Source organism: Pseudosulfitobacter pseudonitzschiae (assembly GCF_900129395.1).
Taxonomy (GTDB): Bacteria; Pseudomonadota; Alphaproteobacteria; order Rhodobacterales; family Rhodobacteraceae; genus Pseudosulfitobacter; species Pseudosulfitobacter pseudonitzschiae.
This window is the reverse complement of sequence record NZ_FQVP01000001.1, coordinates 471,526-494,307: the sequence shown is the minus strand read 5'-3', so window position 1 is coordinate 494,307 and position 22,782 is coordinate 471,526. Positions and strand designations below refer to the sequence as shown.

Here is a 22,782-nt window from a genome sequence, read left to right as displayed (position 1 = left end):
CAGCGTCATGAACTGACCATTTTTGTCCCTCAGAACCAGTCGACGCCAGTTTTGAGGGACACAGATTATGTCAGCCAATCCAACGATCATCCTTGATCTGATCTCGGGAACCTACACCGACACCACGGACGGCTGGCGTGACACCAGCTATACGCTTGTGTCGATGCAGGACTTTCAGGGCAGCACCGTTCAGATCTACCTGGGGTTCGACACCGCGCTGAATGCCGAAAATCTGTTCAACGACGTGTTGCTGGCGGGGATGACTTCGGAAGACGATTTTACGCTGACCCAAGCCGGCGGCAGCCAGTTGAACTTTGCCGATGGCGCGCGGGTGGGCAGTGCGGATCGTGATCTGTTCACGCTCGACGGGGGCATCATTGCCAGCGCAGGTACGTTGACCTTTGACGGCGAGACCGCATTGCGCAACGTGTTCTTTGACAACGATTTATTCGATCTGAATACCAATGGCCCCGCCGGTCCCGGCGGAACCGTCAACCGCGCCGTAAACGTGGTTTTCGAACAGTCCGACAAATTCTATCGCACGGCGACCTGGGACAGTGTTGAACTGGACGGAACGGCCACGACGGACAAATTCACCAGCCTGGACATCGATGACAGCTATATCGGGGGCACCCTGACGGTGGGGGGTGGTGCACAGTTTGACAACTCGGAATTGTCCGGCCTGCTACGACTGAACGGGACTGAGGCGTTCAGCGCCTACAGTGCCTCTCAACTGACCTCGGCCGATGGGCGCGCAGGGGCGCTTGTTGTACTGGGTGATCGCGCAGGGAACCGTTTGGAGGGCGCATTTGACGTCATCGGGCGCATCGACATGGGTGACGGCAGCGATCTTGTCGACCTGACCGGTGATGTGCACGGGCGCATCATTCTGGGCAACGGCAGCGACACGCTGACCCTGACGGGGACCGTCACCTCGAAGATTTTCGGCGGGCGTGGAGCGGACACCATCAACCTGTTCGACGCCACCAACGCAGGCATCAGCGTTCACGGCGGCAATGGCGACGACCTGATCTATGGCTCGTCCGGCAACGAGGTGATCGTCGGCGATGGTGGCAACGACACGATCTCTGGCGGCGCGGGCCGTGACATTCTGGTGGGTCGTTCAGGGGCCGACGTGTTCGTCTTTGCCGCCGGCGACAGCACGCCCGAAGCGCGCGATATGATCCGCGATTTTTCAAAGGCCGATGGCGACAAGATCGACCTGACCTTTACCGCGAACCATTTCCACGACGGCAACAGCTTTACCGGCGCTTCGGGCGAGGTGATCGCTGTGGGCCGGTTGGTTCAGATCGACATCGACGGCGACCGCGTGGCCGATATGGAAATCGACATGCGCAGCGATCTTGGCCTGACGGCGGATGATTTCATCCTGACCTTCGGGTTTGAAATGTTCTGATTTTCAGCCCCCCTGCCACACCATCCGGCTTTTGCCCCCCACACAACCGTGTGCCGGGGGCAAAAGGCCGTGTCGAAGGGACACAGTCGGGGACGCAAGTTGAGAAAAAGGAAAAAATCCTTGCCACACAATCGCCACATTTCCTAACGTGCTGCCCATCGCATTGAATTATATGTGACTTTTTTCTACTTTGAATTGAAAGAGACTGCGCATGCCCATCACAACCCTTCGCCTGGACGCCTCTTTCGAGGGTACAATCCTGGAAACCTCGGACGCCTGGTTTGACGAAACAGACACCCTGGTGTCGATGGACGATTTCGTCGGTCAGACCGTCGACATCATCCTGGACGCCCCGCCCAGCGTACCGCTTCAAGCCAATCAGGTTTTCAACAATGTCGTGATCAACAGCATCACCAGCAATGGGGCTCAGTACCTATCCGGCGACAGCCGCGACGATCTATATCGCGTTGTCGATGGTGGCGTGATTGGAAATGGCAACGGCGACCGGATCTTTTTCGATTACGGGGCTTTCGGCAGCACAGGGACGATCAACTTTGACGGTCTGGTGCGGTTCTCGTCCATCGAATTTGACAACGAAGAGTTCGCCGGCCTTGAAGAAACACCGCTGTTCCTGAGCTTTATGCAATCCGATGCGGTGGACCGTTCGATCAGTATCAGTTCATCATCCGTTTACGCCGACGTCATGACCGATGAATATTCACAGCTTGATATGATCTATTCTTCGGTGATTGGCGGGCACACGCTGACGGTGAACGGCGGCTTGCTGACGGGTGTGTTTTATCTCCAAGGACAGATTTTTCTGAATGGTGAGGACGCATGGGTCAACCGTGCCGGAAGCAGCACGGTCACCAACGCGACCAATGATGCGACGGCCCTGACCGTTCAGGGCGACAACACCGCAAACACCATCACCGACAACACCACGCTTTCGATCACCGGCAGGATCGACATGGGCAGCGGCTTTGACAGTGTCACGCTGAACGGTGCCGTAAACGGCGACATCGCTTTGGGCGGTGGTGCGGACACGCTGGTGCTGACCGGCAGCTATATCGGCAACATCACGGGCGGCAAAGGCGATGACATCGTGGACATGAGCCTGAGCAAGTCAAAGGACGTGCGCGCGACGCTGGGCAACGGCGACGACGTGTTCCTGGGCGGTTCGGGCGACGAGACCATTCTGGGCAGCGGTGGCAACGACACGATCTCTGGCGGTGCAGGACGCGACATCATTGTCGGCGGCAAGGGTGCGGACGTGTTCGTGTTCGTTGCAGGCGACAGCGATCCGTCGGCGCGCGACCAGATCCGTGATTTCCGCAGACCGCAGGGCGACCTGATCGACATGTCGGGCATCGAAGGCGCGTTTTTCAACGATGCGGGCAGCTTCTCGGGCACCGCGGGAGAAATCATCGCAGTAAGCAAATACATCCTTGTCGATGTGGACGGCGACGGTTTTTCGGACCTGGAGATCGACATGCGCAAGAACCACTTGCTGACCGAGGCCGATTTCATTCTCGATATCGCCTGACTGTGACGGCCTGCCCCTCTGGACGCTTGGGTGTGTTATCCCTATATAATCAGTCAGGAACCAGAGTGAGGCCCCATGGACCAGTCCAAAGAAATGCTAGAGGGGACGCCGCTGATTGCGCCGTCCTCGACCGACCACCCGCTGTACGACGCGGTCGTCGATGCGTGTCGTACGGTTTATGACCCTGAGATTCCTGTGAATATCTACGAACTGGGCCTGATCTACACCATCGACATTTCCGACGATGGCGCGGTGCGTGTGATCATGTCTCTGACAGCTCCTGGCTGCCCTGTGGCCGGTGAGATGCCCGGCTGGGTTGCCGATGCAGTGGAACCTTTGCCCGGTGTCAAAACCGTTGATGTCGAACTGACGTGGGAGCCGCCCTGGGGCATGGAAATGATGTCGGACGAGGCGCGGCTGGAATTGGGGTTCATGTAAGGGCTTCGCGTCTGACGCGCCCCAGAACATCCTTCAAAAGCGCATTGCGCAAGTCGGACAAAAGCGGGACCAATGGCCCCGCTTTTTTCAATTTACTTCCCGCCGATGCTCTCTGCCGAGGCCATGCCGGGAGCCTTGGATTTTCCGCCCAGCTTCTCGCGCACGGCGGCTTCGATCTTGTCACCCACATCGGCGTCGATGTTCCGCCAATACTCGAAGGCGCGCACCAGGACCTTTTCGCTGACGCCGTCGCACAGGTGGCCCGCCACGTTCGACACCAGCCGGTCGCGTGCCGCATCGTCCATCACGTCACGCACCAGCGCGCCCGCCTGGCTCCAGTCGTCGTCATCCTCGCGCAGCGTATAGGCCTGGCGCACCATGTCACCGTCGGTGTACCACAGCCCCGCATCGTGTGCCGTGGGCTGCGCGGACGGTCCGCCGTAGGAGTTCGGCGCATAGACCGGATCGGCCACGTTCTGCGTGCGCCCTGCCCCGTCCCTGGAATAGCTGTTCACCTCGGATTTGGCACCGTTCACCGGGATTTGTTTGTAGTTCACCCCCAGCCGCGCACGGTGCGCGTCGGCATAGGCAAATCCGCGCGCCAGCAGCATCTTGTCAGGTGACAGGCCGATACCCGGCACCATGTTGTTCGGCTCGAAGGCGGCCTGTTCGATCTGGGTGTGGAAATCGGTCGGGTTGCGGTTCAGCGTCAGCTTGCCCACCTCGATCAGCGGATAGTCGGCATGCGGCCAGACCTTGGTCAGATCAAAGGGGTTGATGCGATAAGTCTTGGCATCCTCGAAGGGCATCACCTGCCATTTCAGCGTCCAGCTTGGGTGATTGCCGTCGCGGATCGCGTTGAACAGGTCACGGCGGTGATAGTCGCCATCCGTGCCCGCCAGTTTGTCGGCCTCGTCCTGCGACAGATAGGCATTCCCGTCGCCCTGATCGGTGTGAAAGTGGAACTTGACCCAGAACTTTTCACCCTCTGCATTGACCAGCGAATAGGTATGGCTGGAATAGCCGTTCATCTCACGCCATGTTTTCGGAATGCCGCGGTCGCCCATCAGATAGGCCACCTGATGCGCGCTTTCAGGTGACAGCGTCCAGAAATCCCACTGCATGTCGTGATCGCGCATGTTGTTGTCGGCGCGGCGCTTCTGGCTGCGGATGAAATGCTGGAACTTCAGCGGGTCGCGGATGAAGAAGACGGGCGTGTTGTTGCCCACCATGTCAAAGTTGCCTTCGTCGGTGTACATCTTGACCGAAAACCCGCGCGGGTCACGCCAGGTGTCGGGGCTGCCACGTTCGCCGGCCACGGTGGAAAAGCGCATGACCACGTCACAGCTTGCACCCTTCTGGAAGATACCGGCCATGGTGTATTTGGACATATCCTGCGTCGTCTCGAAGGTGCCGAACGCCCCCGACCCCTTGGCGTGTGGCTGACGCTCGGGGATGCGCTCGCGGTTAAAGTTCGCCATCTGCTCAAGCAGGTAGTGGTCGTTCAGAACAATCGGGCCATCCGGGCCTACGGTCAGCGAGTGTTCGTCGCTCTGGACGCGAATGCCTGCGTCTGTCGTGGTGTGCGGGGTGTCTTTGCGATCTGCCATGGCCATTTCTCCGATGTCTGGTGCGTCACGGGGGAAACGGATGGCACGACGTTAAGTTCCCCGACGCAATTCGCACCCTGTGGCATAGAGAGGCCCGCGAATTTGGCCTCGGTGCACCAGCAGATTCCCGCCCAGATAGAACGTTGATTTTACGCGAGCTTCGCAAAATGATCACAGATCTGTTACACACAGCCTCCAGAAGGCCTTGAGATAACAATCTGACAATCGGAGCTTTTCATGCGTATCACATTGATCGCGGCCACCCTTGCCGCGCTGCCTGCCGTGGCTTTTGCCGACGGTCACGGCCAGTCGACAGCCGTATCCTACGGCGCCCGCCCTGCCTATCTGGTCGACAAGCTGCCCGAGGGTCCGCTGAAGGAAAAGCTGGCAAGCTGCATGGGGCAGACACCCGCGCCGACCGCCTTTTCCATCGGTCACCGTGGTGCGGCATTGCAGTTCCCCGAGCATACCGACCAATCCTATATCGCCGGTGCCCGTCAGGGCGCAGGCATCCTGGAATGTGACGTGACATTTACCAAGGACCACGAACTGGTTTGCCGCCACGCACAGAACGACCTGCACACCACCACCAACATCCTGGTGAGCGATCTGGCCGACACCTGCAACACCGCGTTCACACCTGCGTCGGGCGACACCAAGGCCAACGCCGAATGCCGCACATCCGAGCTGACGCTGGACCAATTCCGCACGCTGACGCCGAAGATGGACAGCGCCGACGCCACGGCCACCACCGCCGAAGCCTATCAGGGCGGCGTCGCGGGGTACCGCACCACGCTTTACACCGACAAGGCCAACCTGATGACCCACGCGGAATCGATCGAACTGATCAAATCGCTGGGCGCCAAGTTCACACCCGAGTTGAAAAGCCCGTCGGTCGAGATGCCGCATGACGGTTTCAGCCAGGAAGACTATGCGCAGAAGATGATCGACGAATACAAGGCCGCAGGCATTCCTGCGTCCGACGTCTGGGCGCAATCGTTCAACCTGGACGACGTTCTGTACTGGGTGAACAACGAGCCCGAATTTGGCAAACAAGCCGTGTATCTGGTGGAATGGTCCGACGGCTTTGACGAGCAGGACAAGGCCACATGGAACGAAGATTTCGCTGCGCTGAAAGAGCAAGGCGTGCAATATCTGGCACCCTCGCTGAACATGCTGCTGACCGACGACAACGGCGCGATTGCCGCGTCGGCCTATGCGCTGGCCGCCAAAGAAGCGGGTCTGAAGCTGATTGCATGGACACTGGAACGCTCGGGCCCGCTGGCCTCGGGTGGCGGCTGGTACTTCCAGTCGGTCGGTGACGTGGTCAAGGACGACAGCGACTATCTGGTGGCACTGGACGTGATCGCGCAAGACATCGGTGTCGAAGGCGTGTTCTCGGACTGGCCTGCAACCGTGACCTATTACGCCAACTGCATGGGTCTCTGAGTACCCCCAACCCTATGCGGTGATCGGGCCGTCCTTTCGGGGGCGGCCTTTTTTGTCGAAGATCGCGTGCGAAGCAGCACCAACCCGTTGTCCTGTTTTGCCATATCACCGCAGGGACAGTCTGGCGCACGTTCACCCCAGCGCTATAAAGCCTGCATGACACGTCTGATCCCCCTCGACCTGCCCGTGTGGCGTATCCTGCCTTGTGGCCTGCCGCCGGCGACGGCTGCACGCGCGCCCGAGGGGCGGTTCCACCATTCCGGCCAGATCGCCGCCTATGCCTCGCTCAGCGCCGAGGGTGCACGGGTTGCGATCCAGCGGTATCTGACCGATGCAGTTCCACGCGAATTGGTTCCGATGTGGCTGACAGCGCCGCATGTCGTCGACGAACGCGGCAACCTCGCGGCATCGGTCGTCTGGCAGGACATTCGTGCGGGCGGCAAGCCCTCTCCCACATGGGCCATTTCCGATGCCGCGCGTGCCACGGGTGCCCAGGCCATGCTTTATTCTTCCCGGTCGCGCCCCGACCTGTCGCATGTCGTGGTCTTTGACCCCACCCGCCTGCGCGCGGTCGGTCCGGCCACACCGTTCGTCCCCTGAGATCCCTTTTTTAGCCCGCCCGCCTGCGGGACAGTTGCAAGGCCGTGGATTTGCCCGCACAACTGGACGTCAAAGAGGAAGCCCAATGCCGCAACTGGCCGTTCTGACCGGAGACATCGTGAAATCATCCGCCCTGCCCGAGGGCGGGCTGGCGCAGGTCTTTGACGGGCTGGACGCCGCTGCGGCGGCCGTGGCGGAATGGCAGGACGTGGCCCCCCGTCTGACCCGTGCGCGCGGCGACAGCTGGCAGGCGGTCTGTGCCGCGCCCTTTGCCTTGCGTGCAGCACTGGTGTTCCGCGCGGGCGTGCGGATGACAGGCAAGGGGCATGACACCCGCATCGGCCTGGCCACGGGTGACGGAACCGTCACGGGCGCGGATTTGTCCGATGCCGACGGCCCCGCCTTTGTCGCCTCGGGCCGGGCGCTGGACGATATGGCCCGCACCGCGCGACTGGCGACAGATACCGCCCCCGTGGCGCTGCAAACCGCCCTGCCCCTTGCCGATCACATCAGCAGCCGCTGGACCGTGCGGCAGGCGCAGATCGCGCTGGTGTCGCTTGCGCTGCCGACGCCGACCCAGGACACGCTGGCCGCGCGCTTTGACGTCAGCCGCCAGACCGTTCACAGCCTGCAAGAGGCCGCAGGCCTGCGCGCGTTGATCGAAGTTTGCGAGATGCTGGAACATGGCTGATTTCTTAAAAAGCAGTCAAATTCGGCTGCATATAGCAATAGCAGCCAAAAACGGCTGCCTCTCTGCGCTATGACCGAGACAGCCCTGGCCCTGATACTGGCGTGGTTGCTGGCCTTTCACCTGCTGCCTGCCCGCGCGCCGCTGGCCCTGCGCATCGCAGTGGTCTTTGCGCTGGGTTGGGGGGCGCTGGGCGGTGCTGCGCATATGGCAGCGGCTGCTGCCCTGGGTCACACGGCCGTGGCCTTGGCCGCGAAACGGTTGCCCGTGCATCTGTGGTCCTATCTGGGCACGCAAGCGGCCCATGTGATGGTGATCGTTGCCGTGCTTTTGTGGATGCCAGGGGCTTTTGCCAACGGCCTTTGGGGCGCCTATGCCCATACAATCGCGCCCATCGCGGTCATGCTGGGCGGCGTGATTGCCGCCACCCTGATGGGTGGTCCCGCCGTTGGCCTGTTGATGGCCCCCTGGCGCGCCGCCGCACAGATCGAAGGACTGGACAACGCGGGCCGCATCATCGGGTTGATGGAACGCGCGCTGATCTACCTGATGGTGATGATTGGCGAGCCAACCGGCATCGGATTCCTGATCGCGGCCAAATCCATCCTGCGGTTCGAGACAGCCTCGCGCGATCAAAAGGCCAGCGAATACGTGATCATCGGCACTTTGGCATCCTTCGGCTGGGCGCTGGCCTGGGGCTTTGCCGCACAAAGCATAATCGCAATGCTGCGATAGCTTGAGATTGCAGCACGACGCCCTTACATTGTGGTCAAAGGAGTTCTGTTTATGTTTTCCATCCCCGGCAAGCAGGCCGTCACCATCACCCCCCGCGCCGCCGCCCAGATTGCCAAGCTTATGGCAGCGGACGGTCACAAGGGGCTGCGCATCGGCGTCAAGAAAGGCGGCTGTGCAGGCATGGAATACACCATGGAGTATGTGGACGAACAGGACCCCAACGACGAAGCTGTCGAACAGGACGGCGCGCGGGTGCTGATTGCGCCGATGGCGCAGATGTTCCTGTTCGGCACCGAGATCGACTATGAAACCTCGCTGCTGGAATCGAGCTTTAAGTTCAACAATCCCAACGTGACCGAAGCCTGCGGCTGCGGCGAGTCGATCAAGTTTGCGGACCCCGCCGAAATGGCCGAACATCTGATCAAGGGCTAAGCGCCCGTGGCCGTGTCCGGTGAAGCCGTTGAAATGGCGCTGGACCTCTTGCGCGACGTGGGGCCGGTGACAACGCGGCGCATGTTCGGCGGCATGGGGTTTTACATCGACGGCCAGATCTTTGCCCTGCTGATGTCCGATGGCCGCCTGATGCTGAAGGGTGCGGGCGACATGCAGGCGCGGTTCGACGCGTTGGGCATGGTGCGCTGGACCTACCAACGGCCCGGTCAAAAACCAGCGGCGATGCCCTATTGGGAGCTGCCGGACAGTGCGCTGGATGATCCTGACGAGGCGACCGATCTGGCGCGGCAGGCGATTGCCCGTCTGTAGAGGTTAAACCGCATCCTCAGCTCGCGCCGACGGTCTCAGCTTGCGATCAGCGCCTCGATAATCGGTGTGAAATCCTGTGCCTTCAGGCTGGCACCTCCCACGAGCGCGCCATCCACGTTGTCGCATTGAAAAATCTCGACGGCATTGCCCGGTTTGACCGAGCCGCCGTACAGCAACCGGATTGCATTGCCGACCTCTGCGCCAAACCGCTGCACCAGACGGGCGCGGATGAAATCATGCACCTCGTCGATCTGTGCGGTGGTGGCGACCGCACCCGTGCCGATGGCCCAGACAGGTTCGTAAGCGACCACCAGATTGTCGCCCGTGCTGCCGTTTGGCACAGATCCCGACAATTGCCCCGCGATGATATCCAGCGTGTTGTCGGCCTCGCGGTCCTCGGCGCTTTCTCCGATGCACAGGATCGCAACCAGCCCCGCCTCCCAGGCCGCCTTGGCCTTGGCCCGCACATCGCTGTTGCTTTCGCGATAGGCGTCGCGGCGTTCCGAATGGCCGACGATCACATGGGTCGCACCGGCATCCGCGATCATCGGTGCCGCGATGTCGCCGGTAAACGCCCCTGCGGTTTCGCTGTGACAGTCCTGTGCACCGATGGTCACCGCACTGCTGCGTGCAATTTCGCTGGCGCGGAACAACAGGGGCGCAGGCGGGCAGATCACGATGTCAGTGTCGGTGTTGTCGGCATGGGCCGCCGCGAGATCCGAGATCACGCTGAGCGCGGCGCTGCTGCCGTTCATCTTCCAGTTGCCTGCTGCCATCTTGCGCCGCATCTTTGTCCCGCCTGTTTGTGGATTGCTTTGCCCTGATTTAGCATTGCGGTGCCGGGCGGGCAATGTAGGGTTTGGCGGGCAAGGCGGCGGCCCGCACAATGAGGTGAAGGTACCAGACATGATCCCCAGACTGGACGCGGCCAAGATCGCGGCACGCGACGCGGACACCATCGCAGCCTTGTCGCAGGCGGCACAGGGCACCGGGTTTGCCACAGTTCACAACACCCCGCTGACCGAGACGCGCGTGCGCGAGGTGATCGAAACCTACCGCGCGTTTTTTCACCTGCCCGAGGCGCAAAAGCGTGACGTCGACATGGCCCGCACCGGATCGAACCGTGGCTGGGGTGCGGCGGGGTCCGAACAGGTCGATCCCGACGCCAACCCCGATTACAAACAATTCTTTGACGCAGGCTTTGCCCTGCCCGCGGATGATCCACTGGCAGCGCTGTCGGTCTATGCGCCGAACCGCTGGCCCGCGCAGCCGGAAGCGTTCCAAGCCGTGATAACGGCCTATTACCGCGATGCTTGCAACGTCGCGATGACAGTGCTGCGCGGCATTGCCGAGGCGATTGACGCGCCCCGCGATTACTTTGATGCGGCGTTCGACAAGCCCATGGCGCTGTTGCGTGGCAACTATTATCCGCAACGGCCCGCCTGGGCGACGGCGCAGGATTTCGGCATCGCCACGCACACCGACTATGGATGCCTGACCCTGCTGGCCACGGATGGCACGCCGGGGCTTGAAGTGCGCAAGCGCGGTGGCGGCTGGATTCCGGTGCAGGCGCCACCGGGCGAATTCATCATCAACTTTGGCGAGATGATGGAGATGTGGACCAAGGGCCGCGTTCAGGCCACACCGCACCGCGTGGTGGGCACCGATGCCGAACGCATTTCCGTCCCGCTGTTTTTCAACCCCGCCCATGACACCAATGTGGCCCCCATCGGCTCTGCGGACGTCATCCGCGCGGGCGATCACATGGAAAAGCGGTTTTCCGAGACTTACGTGCACCTGCAAACGCGACCCGCTGCGCCATAGGCACAGCCAAAGCCGCGCGGATAGCCTCGTGTATACCCCCAATCTGACGCCCCAGAGGCACAAACGAAACAACCCCCGCAGTTTCCTGCGGGGGCTTACTCTCCGGGTCACAAGGTGGCCCGACACTCATTAAAAACTATTTGGTGATAATCTCCGGCCCCATCATCATCGTGGGCAACCAGGTTGAAATCGCCGGAATATAGGTCACCATGATCAGGAACACGAACAGCACGGCCAGGAACGGCAGCGCCGCGCGCACCACGGCCATCATCGGCATCCCTGCCACGCCAGAGGTCACGAACAGGTTCAGACCCACGGGCGGCGTGATCATCCCGATTTCCATGTTCACCACCATGATGATGCCCAGATGGATCGGATCGATGCCCAGTTCGATGGCAATCGGGAACACCAGCGGAGCGACGATGACCAACAGGCCCGAGGGCTCCATGAACTGACCGCCGATCAACAGGATCACGTTGACGATGATCAGAAACACCACCCAGTTGAACCCCGCGTCCAGCATCGCCGCTGCGATCTGTTGGGGGATCTGCTCATCCGTCAGCACATGTTTGAGGATCAGCGCGTTGGCGATGATGAACATCAGCGTCACCGTCAGCTTGCCCGCTTCAAAGAAGGCATCGCGCGTATCGCGGTGCCAGAAAACGGTCAGCAGCGCCCAGGGTTTGGTCAGCAGACTGTGGTTCGCCACCCCCTCTTCCTTGGAATGCAACGGTCCCATGTCGCGGTAGACAAAGCTGGCCACAAGGAACGCATAGACCGCCGCCACCGCCGCCGCCTCGGTCGGGGTGAAGATACCGCCGTAGATGCCGCCCAGGATGATGACGATCAGGAACAGGCCACCGGACGCGCTCAGGCCCGAGTTCAGCACTTCGTTCCAACCCTGCCATTCGCCCTTGGGCAGTTTCTTGACCACGGCCATCGCATAGATGGTGATCATCAGCATGGTGCCCGCCATCAGGCCCGGAATGACACCCGCCAGGAACATCCGCCCCACCGACACGTCCGTGGCGCTGGCGTAAACCACCATCACGATGCTGGGCGGGATCAGGATGCCCAGCGTCCCCGCGTTGGCGATGACACCGGCGGCGAATTCCTTGGTATAGCCCACCTGCCGCATCCCGGCGATCACGATGGACCCGATGGCCACAACCGTTGCCGGGCTGGAGCCGGACAGGGCCGCGAACATCATACAGGCAAAGACACCTGCAATCGCCAGACCGCCCGGAAAATGCCCGACAATGGCAATGGAGAACCGGATGATCCGCTTGGCCACGCCCCCCGTCGACATGAAGATCGAGGCCAGGATGAAGAACGGGATAGCGAGCAAGGTATAATGCCCCGCCATCGCCTGAAACAGCGAGTTGGCCACGGACGCCAGCGATGTGTCGGACAGCACCAGCAAGAACACGATCGAAGACATGCCAAGCGACACGGCAATCGGCACCCCGATCAGCATCAGGCCGATGACCATGACAAAAAGAACAACAACTTCCATGACTTATTCCTCGCGGTTCATGTGGGCGACCGCGTCTACATCGTCTTCGGCCTCGTGGCTGACGATCAGGCTTTCGGCTTCGCCGGTCCAGATGCGCACGCCGGCCTGAATGAACCGGAACAACAGCAGTGCCATGCCGAACGGCAGGATCGCATAAGGGATGAAACGCGGGATCTTCTCGTAGTGCTCACCCTCGTTCATGATCGGTTCGATCCATCGCAGCCATTCGGGAAACGGAATGTCGATGACCTCGTACCAGCCCCGATAGGACGAGCGTTTCATCTCTTCGAAACCCGTGGGCAGCACGCTGCCCGTGGTCTGCGGCAGGTTGGCGAAGTTCGCCCAATAGTCCCAGGAGCCTTTCAACAACAGAACCGCGTAAGCTATGCAGATCGCTGCCGCCACCAGCGCAATCACGCGCCGTACAGGCATGGAAAACAGGTTGATCAGCGCGTCCACACCCAGGTGCGACGTGGTTTTGACCGCATAGCTGACCCCGAACAGAACCAGCCAGGCAAAGAGAAAGGTCACCATCTCCAGCCCCCAGATCAGGCCGGTATTATAGCCATAGCGCAGGATCACGTTGATGAACGTAATGATCGTCATACCCGCCAGCAGCAGCGCGATCACGGTCTCTTCGAGCTCGTTGACGATGCGGCCCAGCGTGGTTTTGGGTTCATAGCTTTGTGCCATGCCCGCCCCTCCCTGATGTGTGAAAGACTGCGCCCGGCCTTTTTCTACGAAGGGCCGGGCGCGCAAGCCGCGAAGGCTTAGTTGATTGCGGCGTTGATCGCCTGTGCTGCGTCGATGTTTTCCTGACCAACGTCAGCTTTGAACTCTTCCCAGACGGGTTTCATCGCGTCGACCCAGGCCTGACGCTGTTCCGGTGTCAGTTCGCGCACGACGCCACCGGCATCGATAATCGCCTGCTTGGCTTCTGCGTTCACACGCGTGGACTCGGCGTTCCGCGTCGCGGTGACTTCGTCGATGATGGTCGCAAGTTGTGTGCGCGTGTCATCGTCCAGGCTGTCCCAGAAGTCGGTCGAGGTGACCAGCATATAGTCCAGAACACCGTGGTTGGTTTCGGTCACACCGTCCTGCACTTCAAAGAACTTCTGGCCATAGATGTTCGACCAGCTGTTTTCCTGCCCGTCCACAACGCCGGTCTGCAGCGCGCCATACACTTCGGAAAAGGCCATCGGCTGGGGCGAACCACCCATGGCGGCCATTTGCGCCTTGAGCACGTCCGAGTTCTGCACCCGGAATTTCAGGCCCTTCGCGTCGGTGGGTTCAATAAGCGGAACGTTGGCCGACATCTGTTTCATGCCGTTGTGCCAGAAACCCAGGCCCAGCAGGCCGCGGCGTGTCATCGATTCTTTCATCGCCTGGCCGGTTTCCGAGTTCTGGAACTGGTCAACCGCGTCGATGTTGGTGAACATGAAGGGCAGATCGAAGATGCGGAATTGCTTGGTGAACTGCTCGAACTTCGACAGCGACGGTGCGGCCATCTGAACGTCGCCTTGCAGCATCGCCTCAAGCACCTGGTTGTCGTTGTAAAGTGTGGAGTTCGGGAACACTTCCATGCACACCTTGCCGTTCATCTCGTCGTTGACGCGCTGTTCCAGCAGCGAGGCAGCAATGCCCTTGGGGTGTTTGTCGGTGTTGGTGACGTGGCTGAACTTGATCACGATTTCGCCGTCGTCACAGGCGGCCTGTACGGCACCGGCGGAAACGGACAGGCTCAAGGCCACGGCTGCGGCTGTAAAGAACTTCATGATACTCCTCCCAGAGTTTGCTTTTGCATTTCTGCACGACCCTCTCCCAAGCGTCGCGTCACAGCAGAGTGAACATCAGTGATGGACGCGTCGCAAGTTTGTCAGAAACGGAATGGTGCATCCCAAAATATTGAAATAATTACAGTGGATTAAAGGCATCATCTAAAGTTACGCATCTGGACACAGTTCCGACACCGTGCGGAAAACCGCACGCCGCCCCGCCACCTATGTGCGGAAATCCGCACACCTTCAGCGACGATAATCCTCGGCGCGAATCCCGTAGCGGGCCAGCTTGTCGTAGAAGGTCTTGCGCGGCAGTTTCAACGCCGAGGCTGCCGCGCTGGCATGTCCGTTCTGCCGCCCCAATGCGGCAATCAACAAGGCACGCTCGACCCGCGCCAGCTGTTCGCTCAGCCCCAGTTCAGTGGCCTCGGCCACCTCTTCCGGCATCCCCAACACAAAGCGCATGGCCGCACTCATCAGGGAACGTGCATTGCCCGGCCAGTCCTGCGCCATAAGTGCCGCCAGATGCTCCGGGTTGATCTCGGGCACGCCCAATCCCGCCTGCTCGGCGGCCTGTTCGACATAATGGCGGAACAGCACGGGAATGTCCTCGGGGCGTTCCGACAGCGACGGAATACGCACAGGCATCATCGCCACGCCATAATAGAGGTCGGCGTTCAGCAAGCCGCTCTCCACCGCTGCCTGCAAATCCTGCGTGCTGCCCGCGATCAGCCTGCACCGCAGACCGCTTTCCAAGGCACCGGCCAAGGTCATCTGGGTCGCGGCAGGCAATTGACTGATCTCGTCGATGAACAAGCTGCCGTCCTGCGCCTCTTTCACCGCCTCGCGCAGCGTCTCGGGTTCCATGCCTGCGCTGGCGCGTTTGACAAAAGGCGCCTTTGACCGGGGCGAGCACAGATGTATCACCTCGGCCACCTTGGACACGCCTGTACCGGGAGCCCCCTGCACCAGCACCTGCGTCTCGACCGCCGCCAGTTGCCGCACACGGGCGCGCAGGCTGTGGGCCAGTTCGGACTGGCCGAACAGCATCCGCTCGGCGGCATCTCCGCTTTGCACCAGCGCGCGCAGGCGCCGGTTTTCCAGCACAAGCGCACGGGTTTTCAGGCCGCGTTCCACCGTCGCCAGCAGGTCGGCGGGCGCACAGGGTTTTTCCAGAAAGCCGAACGCGCCCCTGGCCATGGCATCGACTGCCATCGGGATATCACCCTGCCCGGTCAGCAAGATCACTGGCAGGTCCGTGTCCTGCGCCAACGCGTATTGCAGCAAATGGAACCCGTCGCGCCCCGGCATACGCATATCCGACAGGATCACCCCGTCGAACTCCGGGGTGATGTGATCCTTGGCCGCCACAAAGGAACTGGCCGCCAACGGCTCAAGGTCCGCCAGCTCAAGCGTCTGCACCACCGCGTCGCGCACGGCTGCGTCGTCATCCACCACCAGAACCCGAACGCTCATGCCGCCTCGCTTTCGTCCCAGGGGACCAGTTGCACGGTAAAGGCCGCCCCCTCACCCGTGTTTTCGCCGCGTATCTCTCCGCCAAAGCTTTGCACGATACCATAGGAAATCGACAGCCCCAGCCCCATGCCTTCGGCCCGACCCAGGCTTTTCGTGGTGTAGAACGGATCGAACACCTGATCTGGCACGTCGATCCCCGGCCCCGTGTCACGCACGGTCACAGATGGATGCGCGCCGTCCTGCACGGTGATGTGCAAGGCCCGTTCGGGGCGTCCTTCCATCGCATCAACCGCGTTGGTGATCAGGTTCACGAACACCTGCCCCAGCCGCACGTCCCCCCCGCGCACCCAGACCGGCGTGTCGGGCGCATCCAGCGTGGCTGTCACATCCGCCTCGCGCAGGCGCGGGCCGGTGATTTCCACCGCGCTGCGCAACACCGCACAGACATCGACCCGCACCGAGGGCGAGCTTTCCTGACGCGCAAAGGCCCGCAGGTTGCTGATGATCCGCGCCATACGCTGCGCCATCTCACCGATCCGCGACAGATTTTCGCGGGCGCGGTCGGGGCGGTTCTTGTCCAGGAAGGTCACGCCATTTTCGGCAAAAGACCCGATGGCCATCAGCGGCTGGTTCAGCTCGTGGCTGATGCCCGCGCTTAGCTGGCCAAGCGCGCTGAGCTTGCCCGCCTGCACCAGATCGGCCTGCGCCCGGGCCAATGCGGCTTGCGCCTCTTCCCGCTCGGCGGCCTCGCGCAGCAGTTGCGCATTGGTGCCGACAAGGGCCGCGGTGCGTTCCGCCACCCGCGCCTCGAGCAGCGCATTGGCCTGCGCCAGCGTGCGCCGCCGTTCGGTTGCGACCAGCAGCAGCGCACCAAAGGCCAGACACAGCGCGGCAAAGGCCGCCGCCTGCAACACGGCAATGCGCTGCGCCGGGGCCACGTCGATCAATGCGTTTCCCTGAAAGCCGATCACCGGCAAGGGACGCTGGATGAGCAGCCCGATGCGCGGCAGGTAGGGGTCCCATGTCTGATGCCAGATGTCATAGCCCGCAGCGTCGGAATAGCTGAACGCAGATCCGGCCCGCTCGGCAGTTTGCAGCAACCCGTCCGGTCCCCGCCGCCAAAGCAACAGCTCGGACCGGTTGGATATGAACACCACTCCCTGCGGATCGGTCAGGAAAACCGCCGGCTGCGAACCGCGCCAGTCAGCTTCCAGCACGTTGACATCCGCCGCAACGATCACCGCACCAATCACCCGCCCCGAGGATGGGCCAAAGATCGGTGTTGCAAAGTAATAGGCGCGGCCCCGCAACGGCGTGCCGATCCCGTGACCGGTCCCCAATGCCCCCTGCATCGCGCGGCGCACATAGGCGGTTTCACCCAGATTCAGGCCGACGGAGCCATTTGCCGCCGCCCTCACCCGCCCGGAAAGGTCGACCAGCATCACGTCCAGCGCCGATGTCTTGTCGGCCACATCGAGAAACAGGTCAGAGGCAGGTCCTGCGCCGCCTCCGTTCAGCACGGCCGTGACGGTCGGATGCTCGGACATGAACACGGCAAGCTCGCGATACCGTTGCAATTGCGCGGTCAGCCGGTCGGACGCCAGCGCCAGATCCGAAAAGCCCTGCCGCTGCAACCGCTCCAGCGCCTGCACATATCCCGACCGCCACAGGCCCAGTGCGGACAGGGCCACCACGGCAACAAAGCCAAGCACGATCAGGTTGCGTTTGCGGATATGAGCATTCATGCGCCGAAGTTTACCAACGTCAGCCTTGCAAACACCAGAGCCACGCTATCATTTGGCGCTATGATAACGCTTGACCAATCCCCGCTTGAGCCCGCCTTTGTGCAGGACCCATACCGTTTTTACGACACTGCCCGTGCCACGGGTCCGGTGTTGTACTGGGCCGATTACGGAATGCTGGCCGCCTTTGACCATGCCACGGTGCATGCATTGCTGCGCGACAAGCGGTTGGGGCGCGAGATACCGGACGATCTGCGGATGCCGGTGCCCGATCACCTGACGGATTTCTACGCGGTCGAGCAGCATTCGATGCTGGAACACGAACCGCCCCGCCACACCGAATTGCGCGGGCTGGTTCTGCGCGCGTTCACCTCGCGTCGGATTGCGGGGCTGCAAGGCGACATCGAAGAGATTTGTGCCGACCTGATCGCCAAATTCCCCCGCGATGCCGATTTCGACCTGATCCCTGCCTATTGCACCGAGGTGCCGGTGCGCGTCATCGCCCGCTTGCTGGGCGTGCCCGAGGATATGGGCCCCGACCTGCTGCGCTGGTCCGGTGCGATGGTGGCGATGTATCAGGCGGGCCGCGATCGCGCGATCGAGGATGCGGCCAACACCGCCGCCCGCGAGTTTTCCGATTTCCTGCGCGGCTATATCGACGCCCGCCGCAACGATCCGCGCGACGATCTGATCACCCAACTGATTGCCGCCGAGGAGGACGGCCAGAAACTGAGCACCGAAAGCCTGATCGGCACCTGTGTGCTGCTGCTGAACGCGGGCCACGAGGCGACGGTGCATTCACTGGGCAACGCCGTGCACTGCCTGCTGCAAAACACCGTGCCCGCGATCACCCCGCAAGTGGTCGAGGAAGTGCTGCGCTATGACCCGCCGCTGCATATGTTCACGCGCTATGCCTATGAAGAGGTGCAGGTGGGCGACCTGACGCTGTACCCCGGCGATCAGGTGGCGTTGATGCTGGGCGCTGCGGGACGCGATCCGGCGGTCTACACCGCCCCCGAACAGTTCGACCCCGACCGCAAGGCCACGGCCCACGTGGCCTTTGGCGGCGGCCTGCACTTTTGCGTGGGTGCCCCGCTGGCGCGGCTGGAGATGCAGGTGGCGCTGAGCGCGTTGTTTGACGCCTGCCCCGACCTGCACGAGACCCAGGCACCGCGCTATGCCGACAGCTTTCATTTTCACAAGCTTGAACGGCTGATGGTGCGCCTATAGTGGCAGCATGGTGGTCGATTTGATCTCTTCCATCGACAGCAATGCCGTCACGTTGTGCACCTTCACCTCGGAAATCAGCGCCTGATAAAACACATCATAGGCACGCGCGTTCTTCACCCGCACCTTGAGGATATAGTCGATGTCACCCGCCAGCCGGTGTGCCTCTTGCACCTCGGCGCGGTCCTTCAGCGCCTTGAGGAACTTGGCCTGCCAGTCCGCGTCATGCTCTGAGGTGCGGATCAGCACGAAGAAGCACGCCTCGAAACCCAGCGCGTCGGCGTCCAGAAACACCGTGTGCTGGCCGATCACGCCACCATCGCGCAATTTGCGAATCCGGTTCCACACCGGCGTTTTGGAACTGCCCACAGCCTTGGCGATATCGTCCAGCGACTGGCTGGCGTCGCGCTGCAGTTCTGCCAAAATCTTCCGGTCTGTGTCGTCGATGCGAACAGTCATTCGCGCATTCCTCTCATCTTGGTACGAGCGTTCTATCTGCACTGCGGCATGGAACGTATGTCCTTATCTGCGCGGGCATATGGCGCAATAGGGGGAATATTTCCTATATATGAGGTCAAGTCAACGAAGCACGGGATCGCAGCGCCATGAACCATTTTCCGATCTTTCTGGCCACCGCAGGCCGCAGCATCGTCCTTTCGGGCGGTGGCGAGGCTGCGTTGGCCAAGCTGCGCCTGCTGATGAAATCCCAGGCTGCGATCACTGTCTTTGCGGCTGACGCAGATGCGCAGATCAAGACATGGGCCACCCAAGGCAAGCTGACATTGGTCGACCGCGCCCTGCGCGCCGGTGACACCGCCGGTGCCGCTCTGTTCTATGCCGCCGACGAGGACGAGGCCGAGGATGCCCGCACCGCCGCCATCGCCAAGGCCGACGGCGCGCTGGTCAACATCGTTGACAACCTGCACGACAGCGAATTCATCACCCCCGCCATCGTCGACCGCGACCCTGTGACCGTGGCCATCGGCACCGAAGGGGCCGCGCCCGTGCTGGCCCGCGCGATCAAGGCCGACCTTGAGGAACGCCTGCCCACAACGCTGGGCACATTGGCGCGCATCGGCAAGGCGTTTCGTGGCGCCGCCGACGCCCTGCCCTTTGGCCGCCCGCGTCGTGATTTCTGGCGCGACTATTACTTTACCTCCGGCCCGCGCGCGATTGCTGCGGGCGAGGATGCCGTGCGCCCTGCCCTTGATGACCTGTTGGACAGCCATCTGGCCCACACCGCCCGCGACGGTCACGTGGCATTTGTCGGCGCAGGCCCCGGTGATCCGGAACTGCTGACGCTGAAAGCCCGCCGCGCGCTGGACGAGGCCGACGTGGTGATCCACGATCGGCTGATCAGCCCCGAGATCCTGGAACTGGCCCGCCGCGAGGCGGTGATGGTGGACGCCGGCAAAGAGGGCTTTGGCCCCTCGATGACCCAAGAGGACATCAACGCGCTGATCGTCGAACATGCCCGCACCGGCGCGCAGGTCGTGCGTTTGAAATCGGGCGATGCCACAGTCTTTGGCCGTCTGGACGAAGAGATTGACGCGGTGACCGAGGCCCAGATTGGATGGCATATCGTGCCGGGGATCACATCCGCCTCTGCCGCTGTCGCTGCCATCGGGCAAAGCCTGACCAAGCGCAACCGCAATTCGTCGGTGCGGTTCCTGACCGGCCACGACATGAAAGGCTTTGCCGACCACGACTGGTCTGCGCTGGCCCGTCCCGGCGAAGTTGCCGCGATTTATATGGGCAAGAAATCCGCGCGCTTCATTCAGGGCCGCCTGATGATGCACGGCGCCGACCGCGCGACGCCCGTGACCGTGATCGAAAACGCATCGCGCCCCGAACAGCGGATCATCGGCACCACGCTGGCCGATCTGCCGCAAACCCTGACCGATGCCGACATGACCGGCCCCGCCCTGATGTTCTATGGCCTCGCCCCGCGCGCGGCGGCCGCCCAACCCATTGCTCAAATTCTGCAAGAGGCCCTGTGATGCCCAAACCCTACACACCCAAAGTCGTGACCGCGAACCACCTGCTTGCGGGCGACGTGATCTATCAAACCCGTGATGGCTGGAGCCGCAAGCTGGCCGATGCAGAAGTGCTGACCGACGAGGCGCACGCTGACCTGCGCCTGATCGAGGCCGCACAGCAAACCGGCGAAGTGGTCGGGGCCTATCTGGCCGACGTGGACACCTCGAAAGGTGTGCCCGCACCTGCCCACTTCCGCGAAGCCTTCCGCGCCAAAGGCCCCTCGAACTATGCCCACGGCAAACAAACGGAGCTGAACTGATGTATACCTATACCGATTTCGACGCCGCCTTCGTCGCCGAGCGCAACCGCCAGTTCCGCGCTCAGGTTGAACGCCGCATCGACGGCAGCCTGACCGAGGATGAATTCAAGCCCCTGCGCCTGATGAACGGCCTGTACCTGCAATTGCACGCCTATATGCTGCGCGTGGCGATCCCCTATGGCACGCTCAGCAGCCGCCAGATGGATCAGCTCGCCTATCTGGCCGAAAAGTGGGACAAGGGTTACGGCCACTTCACCACGCGGCAGAACATTCAGTACAACTGGCCCGAACTGCGGGATGTGCCGGATATGCTGGACGCCCTGGGCGAAGTGCAAATGCACGCCATTCAGACCTCGGGCAACACCATCCGCAACGTAACCGCAGACCATTTTGCCGGTGCCGCCGCCGACGAGGTCGCCGACCCGCGCCCCGTGGCCGAACTGGTGCGCCAGTGGTCCACCGACCACCCGGAATTCCAGTCGATGCCGCGCAAGTTCAAGGTTGCGGTGACCGGTGCCGAAAACGACCGCGCCGTGATCCGCGCCCATGACATCGGCCTGCGCATCGTCGAACGCGACGGTGTGATCGGCTACGAGGTTCTGGTCGGCGGCGGTCTGGGCCGCACGCCGATGATCGGCAAGGTGATCCACGACTTCCTGCCCGAAGAAGACCTGCTGCCCTATCTGGAAAGCATCGTCAGCGTCTGGAACCAGATCGGCCGCCGTGACAACAAGTACAAGGCGCGCATCAAGATCACCGTGCACGAGGTTGGCCTGGACGAAATCCGCCGTCTGGTGGAAGAGCGTTTCGCGCTGGTCAAACCGCTGTTCACCGGCGTCGATCAGGACCACTTTGCCCGCATCAAGGCCCAGTTCGAAGCCCCTGATTTCGTGAAAAAATCCGTGGGTCCGTTCAATCAGGCCTATAACGACGATCCGGTGTTCCGCGCCTGGGCCGACACCAACCTGACCGCGCACCGCGCCGAAGGGTATTCGATCGTGTCGATCTCGCTCAAGGCACACGGAGCGACCCCCGGCGACGCCACAGCCGAGCAGATGCGCGTGATGGCCGATCTGGCCCGCCAGTACGGCCATGACGAGCTGCGCATCAGCCACGAGCAGAACGTGATCCTGCCACATGTGCACCGCGCCGACCTGCCCGCGATCCACGCCAAGCTGAAAGAGCACGGGCTGGCCACGGCCAACATCAACCTGATCTCGGACATCATCGCCTGCCCCGGCATGGACTATTGCGCGCTGGCCACCGCCCGTTCGATCCCGATCGCACAGGAAATCGCCACCCGCTTTGACGACCTCAAGCTGGAACACGACATCGGCGAGCTGAAGATCAAGATCTCGGGCTGCATCAACGCCTGCGGCCACCACCATGTCGGACACATCGGCATTCTGGGTCTGGATCGCGCCGGCGTGGAGAACTACCAGATCACGCTGGGCGGCGACCACACGCAGACGGCTGCCATTGGCGAGCGTGCAGGCCCCGGTTTCTCTGCCGATGCCATCGTGCCCGCCATCGAACGTCTGGTCGATGCCTATCTGGAACACCGCACAGAGAAATCCGAGACTTTCCTGCAAACCTATCGCCGCCTCGGCATGGCGCCCTTCAAGGCCGCCCTCTACCCTGAATCCAAAGCCGTCGCGGCCGAGTAAGCAAAAGT

General features: G+C 61.9%; 22 protein-coding genes. 14 read left to right on the top strand and 8 right to left on the bottom strand.

The window, feature by feature from the left end:
* Positions 1 to 67 precede the first annotated feature (67 nt).
* The 3 genes from BUC08_RS02345 to BUC08_RS02335 all read left to right on the top strand — a co-directional run bounded on the left by BUC08_RS02345 (position 68) and on the right by BUC08_RS02335 (position 3,401).
* Positions 68 to 1,417, top strand: coding sequence for a calcium-binding protein (locus BUC08_RS02345; RefSeq protein WP_037920950.1), 1,350 nt, complete (start codon positions 68 to 70; stop codon positions 1,415 to 1,417).
* 211 nt (positions 1,418 to 1,628) lie between these two features.
* The gene (locus tag BUC08_RS02340; RefSeq protein ID WP_051693841.1) at positions 1,629 to 2,963 is read left to right on the top strand and encodes a calcium-binding protein; all 1,335 of its coding nucleotides are present in this window, start codon (positions 1,629 to 1,631) and stop codon (positions 2,961 to 2,963) included.
* A 75-nt stretch (positions 2,964 to 3,038) separates the two neighbouring features.
* Positions 3,039 to 3,401, top strand: coding sequence for an SUF system Fe-S cluster assembly protein (locus tag BUC08_RS02335; protein WP_028956272.1), 363 nt, complete (start codon positions 3,039 to 3,041; stop codon positions 3,399 to 3,401).
* A gap of 92 nt (positions 3,402 to 3,493) precedes the next feature.
* On the opposite strand, the gene BUC08_RS02330 is transcribed toward BUC08_RS02335, so the two are convergent.
* Positions 3,494 to 5,011 carry a catalase gene (locus BUC08_RS02330; RefSeq protein ID WP_037922071.1) on the bottom strand — a complete coding sequence of 506 codons (1,518 nt, stop codon included), beginning with the start codon at positions 5,009 to 5,011 and terminating at the stop codon, positions 3,494 to 3,496.
* Positions 5,012 to 5,248: 237 nt separating this feature from the next.
* Between BUC08_RS02330 and BUC08_RS02325 the strand changes: the two genes are divergently transcribed.
* The 6 genes from BUC08_RS02325 (at position 5,249) to BUC08_RS02300 (ending at position 9,245) form a co-directional block, all read left to right on the top strand.
* Positions 5,249 to 6,460: a glycerophosphodiester phosphodiesterase family protein gene (locus BUC08_RS02325; protein ID WP_037920952.1), complete on the top strand. Its 1,212-nt coding sequence runs from the start codon at positions 5,249 to 5,251 to the stop codon at positions 6,458 to 6,460.
* Between the two features lie 156 nt (positions 6,461 to 6,616).
* Positions 6,617 to 7,060 (top strand): RES family NAD+ phosphorylase, encoded by a 444-nt coding sequence (locus BUC08_RS02320; protein WP_037920954.1) that lies wholly within the window; start codon positions 6,617 to 6,619, stop codon positions 7,058 to 7,060.
* An 85-nt stretch (positions 7,061 to 7,145) separates the two neighbouring features.
* On the top strand, positions 7,146 to 7,751 hold the full coding sequence (locus tag BUC08_RS02315) for a hypothetical protein (protein WP_051693844.1): 606 nt from the start codon (positions 7,146 to 7,148) through the stop codon (positions 7,749 to 7,751).
* 69 nt (positions 7,752 to 7,820) lie between these two features.
* Complete coding sequence (locus BUC08_RS02310; protein WP_051693846.1) at positions 7,821 to 8,483, top strand: hypothetical protein; 663 nt, start codon at positions 7,821 to 7,823, stop codon at positions 8,481 to 8,483.
* 51 nt (positions 8,484 to 8,534) lie between these two features.
* The gene (locus BUC08_RS02305; protein WP_028956267.1) at positions 8,535 to 8,915 is read left to right on the top strand and encodes a HesB/IscA family protein; all 381 of its coding nucleotides are present in this window, start codon (positions 8,535 to 8,537) and stop codon (positions 8,913 to 8,915) included.
* 6 nt (positions 8,916 to 8,921) lie between these two features.
* Positions 8,922 to 9,245: a TfoX/Sxy family protein gene (locus tag BUC08_RS02300; RefSeq protein WP_037920957.1), complete on the top strand. Its 324-nt coding sequence runs from the start codon at positions 8,922 to 8,924 to the stop codon at positions 9,243 to 9,245.
* A 35-nt stretch (positions 9,246 to 9,280) separates the two neighbouring features.
* On the opposite strand, the gene tpiA is transcribed toward BUC08_RS02300, so the two are convergent.
* Positions 9,281 to 10,033, bottom strand: a complete 753-nt coding sequence (gene tpiA / locus BUC08_RS02295; protein WP_037920960.1) for a triose-phosphate isomerase — start codon at positions 10,031 to 10,033, stop codon at positions 9,281 to 9,283.
* A gap of 118 nt (positions 10,034 to 10,151) precedes the next feature.
* On the opposite strand from tpiA, the gene BUC08_RS02290 reads away from it, so the two are divergent.
* Positions 10,152 to 11,069 (top strand): isopenicillin N synthase family dioxygenase, encoded by a 918-nt coding sequence (locus BUC08_RS02290; RefSeq protein ID WP_037920963.1) that lies wholly within the window; start codon positions 10,152 to 10,154, stop codon positions 11,067 to 11,069.
* 136 nt (positions 11,070 to 11,205) lie between these two features.
* Here BUC08_RS02290 and BUC08_RS02285 read toward each other — a convergent pair whose 3' ends face one another.
* The 5 genes from BUC08_RS02285 to BUC08_RS02265 form a co-directional block, all read right to left on the bottom strand.
* On the bottom strand, positions 11,206 to 12,585 hold the full coding sequence (locus BUC08_RS02285) for a TRAP transporter large permease (protein WP_037920964.1): 1,380 nt from the start codon (positions 12,583 to 12,585) through the stop codon (positions 11,206 to 11,208).
* 3 nt (positions 12,586 to 12,588) lie between these two features.
* Positions 12,589 to 13,278, bottom strand: a complete 690-nt coding sequence (locus BUC08_RS02280; protein ID WP_037920965.1) for a TRAP transporter small permease — start codon at positions 13,276 to 13,278, stop codon at positions 12,589 to 12,591.
* Positions 13,279 to 13,355: 77 nt separating this feature from the next.
* Entirely contained in the window at positions 13,356 to 14,360 is a 1,005-nt protein-coding gene (locus BUC08_RS02275; RefSeq protein WP_037920967.1) for a TRAP transporter substrate-binding protein, read from the bottom strand.
* A 249-nt stretch (positions 14,361 to 14,609) separates the two neighbouring features.
* Positions 14,610 to 15,839, bottom strand: coding sequence for a sigma-54-dependent transcriptional regulator (locus tag BUC08_RS02270; protein WP_037920969.1), 1,230 nt, complete (start codon positions 15,837 to 15,839; stop codon positions 14,610 to 14,612).
* A complete protein-coding gene (locus tag BUC08_RS02265; RefSeq protein ID WP_174861674.1) occupies positions 15,836 to 17,584 on the bottom strand; it encodes a sensor histidine kinase in 1,749 nt (582 codons plus the stop codon). Before BUC08_RS02265 ends, BUC08_RS02270 begins: the two co-directional genes overlap by 4 nt.
* A gap of 60 nt (positions 17,585 to 17,644) precedes the next feature.
* Between BUC08_RS02265 and BUC08_RS02260 the strand changes: the two genes are divergently transcribed.
* On the top strand, positions 17,645 to 18,811 hold the full coding sequence (locus BUC08_RS02260) for a cytochrome P450 (protein ID WP_037920971.1): 1,167 nt from the start codon (positions 17,645 to 17,647) through the stop codon (positions 18,809 to 18,811).
* On the opposite strand, the gene BUC08_RS02255 is transcribed toward BUC08_RS02260, so the two are convergent.
* Entirely contained in the window at positions 18,806 to 19,267 is a 462-nt protein-coding gene (locus BUC08_RS02255; RefSeq protein ID WP_028956257.1) for an Lrp/AsnC family transcriptional regulator, read from the bottom strand. The two genes, BUC08_RS02260 and BUC08_RS02255, sit on opposite strands and share 6 nt — an antisense overlap.
* Positions 19,268 to 19,413: 146 nt before the next feature.
* Between BUC08_RS02255 and cysG the strand changes: the two genes are divergently transcribed.
* From cysG to BUC08_RS02240, 3 genes are read left to right on the top strand one after another with little or no spacing between them, the layout of a single operon-like run.
* On the top strand, positions 19,414 to 20,808 hold the full coding sequence (cysG, locus tag BUC08_RS02250) for a siroheme synthase CysG (RefSeq protein WP_037920977.1): 1,395 nt from the start codon (positions 19,414 to 19,416) through the stop codon (positions 20,806 to 20,808).
* Positions 20,808 to 21,107 carry a DUF2849 domain-containing protein gene (locus BUC08_RS02245; RefSeq protein ID WP_037920980.1) on the top strand — a complete coding sequence of 100 codons (300 nt, stop codon included), beginning with the start codon at positions 20,808 to 20,810 and terminating at the stop codon, positions 21,105 to 21,107. The genes cysG and BUC08_RS02245 overlap by 1 nt, the downstream gene beginning before the upstream one ends.
* A complete protein-coding gene (locus BUC08_RS02240; protein ID WP_037920981.1) occupies positions 21,107 to 22,774 on the top strand; it encodes a nitrite/sulfite reductase in 1,668 nt (555 codons plus the stop codon). Before BUC08_RS02245 ends, BUC08_RS02240 begins: the two co-directional genes overlap by 1 nt.
* Positions 22,775 to 22,782: the final 8 nt, after the last annotated feature.

What these genes read in the sequence shown, in the direction of transcription:
- BUC08_RS02345 (WP_037920950.1), top strand. Translation starts at nt 68, where the DNA reads ATGTCAGCCAATCCAACGATCATCCTTGATCTGATCTCGGGAACCTAC.
- BUC08_RS02340 (WP_051693841.1), top strand. Translation starts at nt 1,629, where the DNA reads ATGCCCATCACAACCCTTCGCCTGGACGCCTCTTTCGAGGGTACAATC.
- BUC08_RS02335 (WP_028956272.1), top strand. Translation starts at nt 3,039, where the DNA reads ATGGACCAGTCCAAAGAAATGCTAGAGGGGACGCCGCTGATTGCGCCG.
- BUC08_RS02330 (WP_037922071.1), bottom strand. Translation starts at nt 5,011, where the DNA reads ATGGCAGATCGCAAAGACACCCCGCACACCACGACAGACGCAGGCATT.
- BUC08_RS02325 (WP_037920952.1), top strand. Translation starts at nt 5,249, where the DNA reads ATGCGTATCACATTGATCGCGGCCACCCTTGCCGCGCTGCCTGCCGTG.
- BUC08_RS02320 (WP_037920954.1), top strand. Translation starts at nt 6,617, where the DNA reads ATGACACGTCTGATCCCCCTCGACCTGCCCGTGTGGCGTATCCTGCCT.
- BUC08_RS02315 (WP_051693844.1), top strand. Translation starts at nt 7,146, where the DNA reads ATGCCGCAACTGGCCGTTCTGACCGGAGACATCGTGAAATCATCCGCC.
- BUC08_RS02310 (WP_051693846.1), top strand. Translation starts at nt 7,821, where the DNA reads ATGACCGAGACAGCCCTGGCCCTGATACTGGCGTGGTTGCTGGCCTTT.
- BUC08_RS02305 (WP_028956267.1), top strand. Translation starts at nt 8,535, where the DNA reads ATGTTTTCCATCCCCGGCAAGCAGGCCGTCACCATCACCCCCCGCGCC.
- tpiA (WP_037920960.1), bottom strand. Translation starts at nt 10,033, where the DNA reads ATGCGGCGCAAGATGGCAGCAGGCAACTGGAAGATGAACGGCAGCAGC.
- BUC08_RS02290 (WP_037920963.1), top strand. Translation starts at nt 10,152, where the DNA reads ATGATCCCCAGACTGGACGCGGCCAAGATCGCGGCACGCGACGCGGAC.
- BUC08_RS02285 (WP_037920964.1), bottom strand. Translation starts at nt 12,585, where the DNA reads ATGGAAGTTGTTGTTCTTTTTGTCATGGTCATCGGCCTGATGCTGATC.
- BUC08_RS02280 (WP_037920965.1), bottom strand. Translation starts at nt 13,278, where the DNA reads ATGGCACAAAGCTATGAACCCAAAACCACGCTGGGCCGCATCGTCAAC.
- BUC08_RS02275 (WP_037920967.1), bottom strand. Translation starts at nt 14,360, where the DNA reads ATGAAGTTCTTTACAGCCGCAGCCGTGGCCTTGAGCCTGTCCGTTTCC.
- BUC08_RS02270 (WP_037920969.1), bottom strand. Translation starts at nt 15,839, where the DNA reads ATGAGCGTTCGGGTTCTGGTGGTGGATGACGACGCAGCCGTGCGCGAC.
- BUC08_RS02265 (WP_174861674.1), bottom strand. Translation starts at nt 17,584, where the DNA reads ATGAATGCTCATATCCGCAAACGCAACCTGATCGTGCTTGGCTTTGTT.
- BUC08_RS02260 (WP_037920971.1), top strand. Translation starts at nt 17,645, where the DNA reads ATGATAACGCTTGACCAATCCCCGCTTGAGCCCGCCTTTGTGCAGGAC.
- BUC08_RS02255 (WP_028956257.1), bottom strand. Translation starts at nt 19,267, where the DNA reads ATGACTGTTCGCATCGACGACACAGACCGGAAGATTTTGGCAGAACTG.
- cysG (WP_037920977.1), top strand. Translation starts at nt 19,414, where the DNA reads ATGAACCATTTTCCGATCTTTCTGGCCACCGCAGGCCGCAGCATCGTC.
- BUC08_RS02245 (WP_037920980.1), top strand. Translation starts at nt 20,808, where the DNA reads ATGCCCAAACCCTACACACCCAAAGTCGTGACCGCGAACCACCTGCTT.
- BUC08_RS02240 (WP_037920981.1), top strand. Translation starts at nt 21,107, where the DNA reads ATGTATACCTATACCGATTTCGACGCCGCCTTCGTCGCCGAGCGCAAC.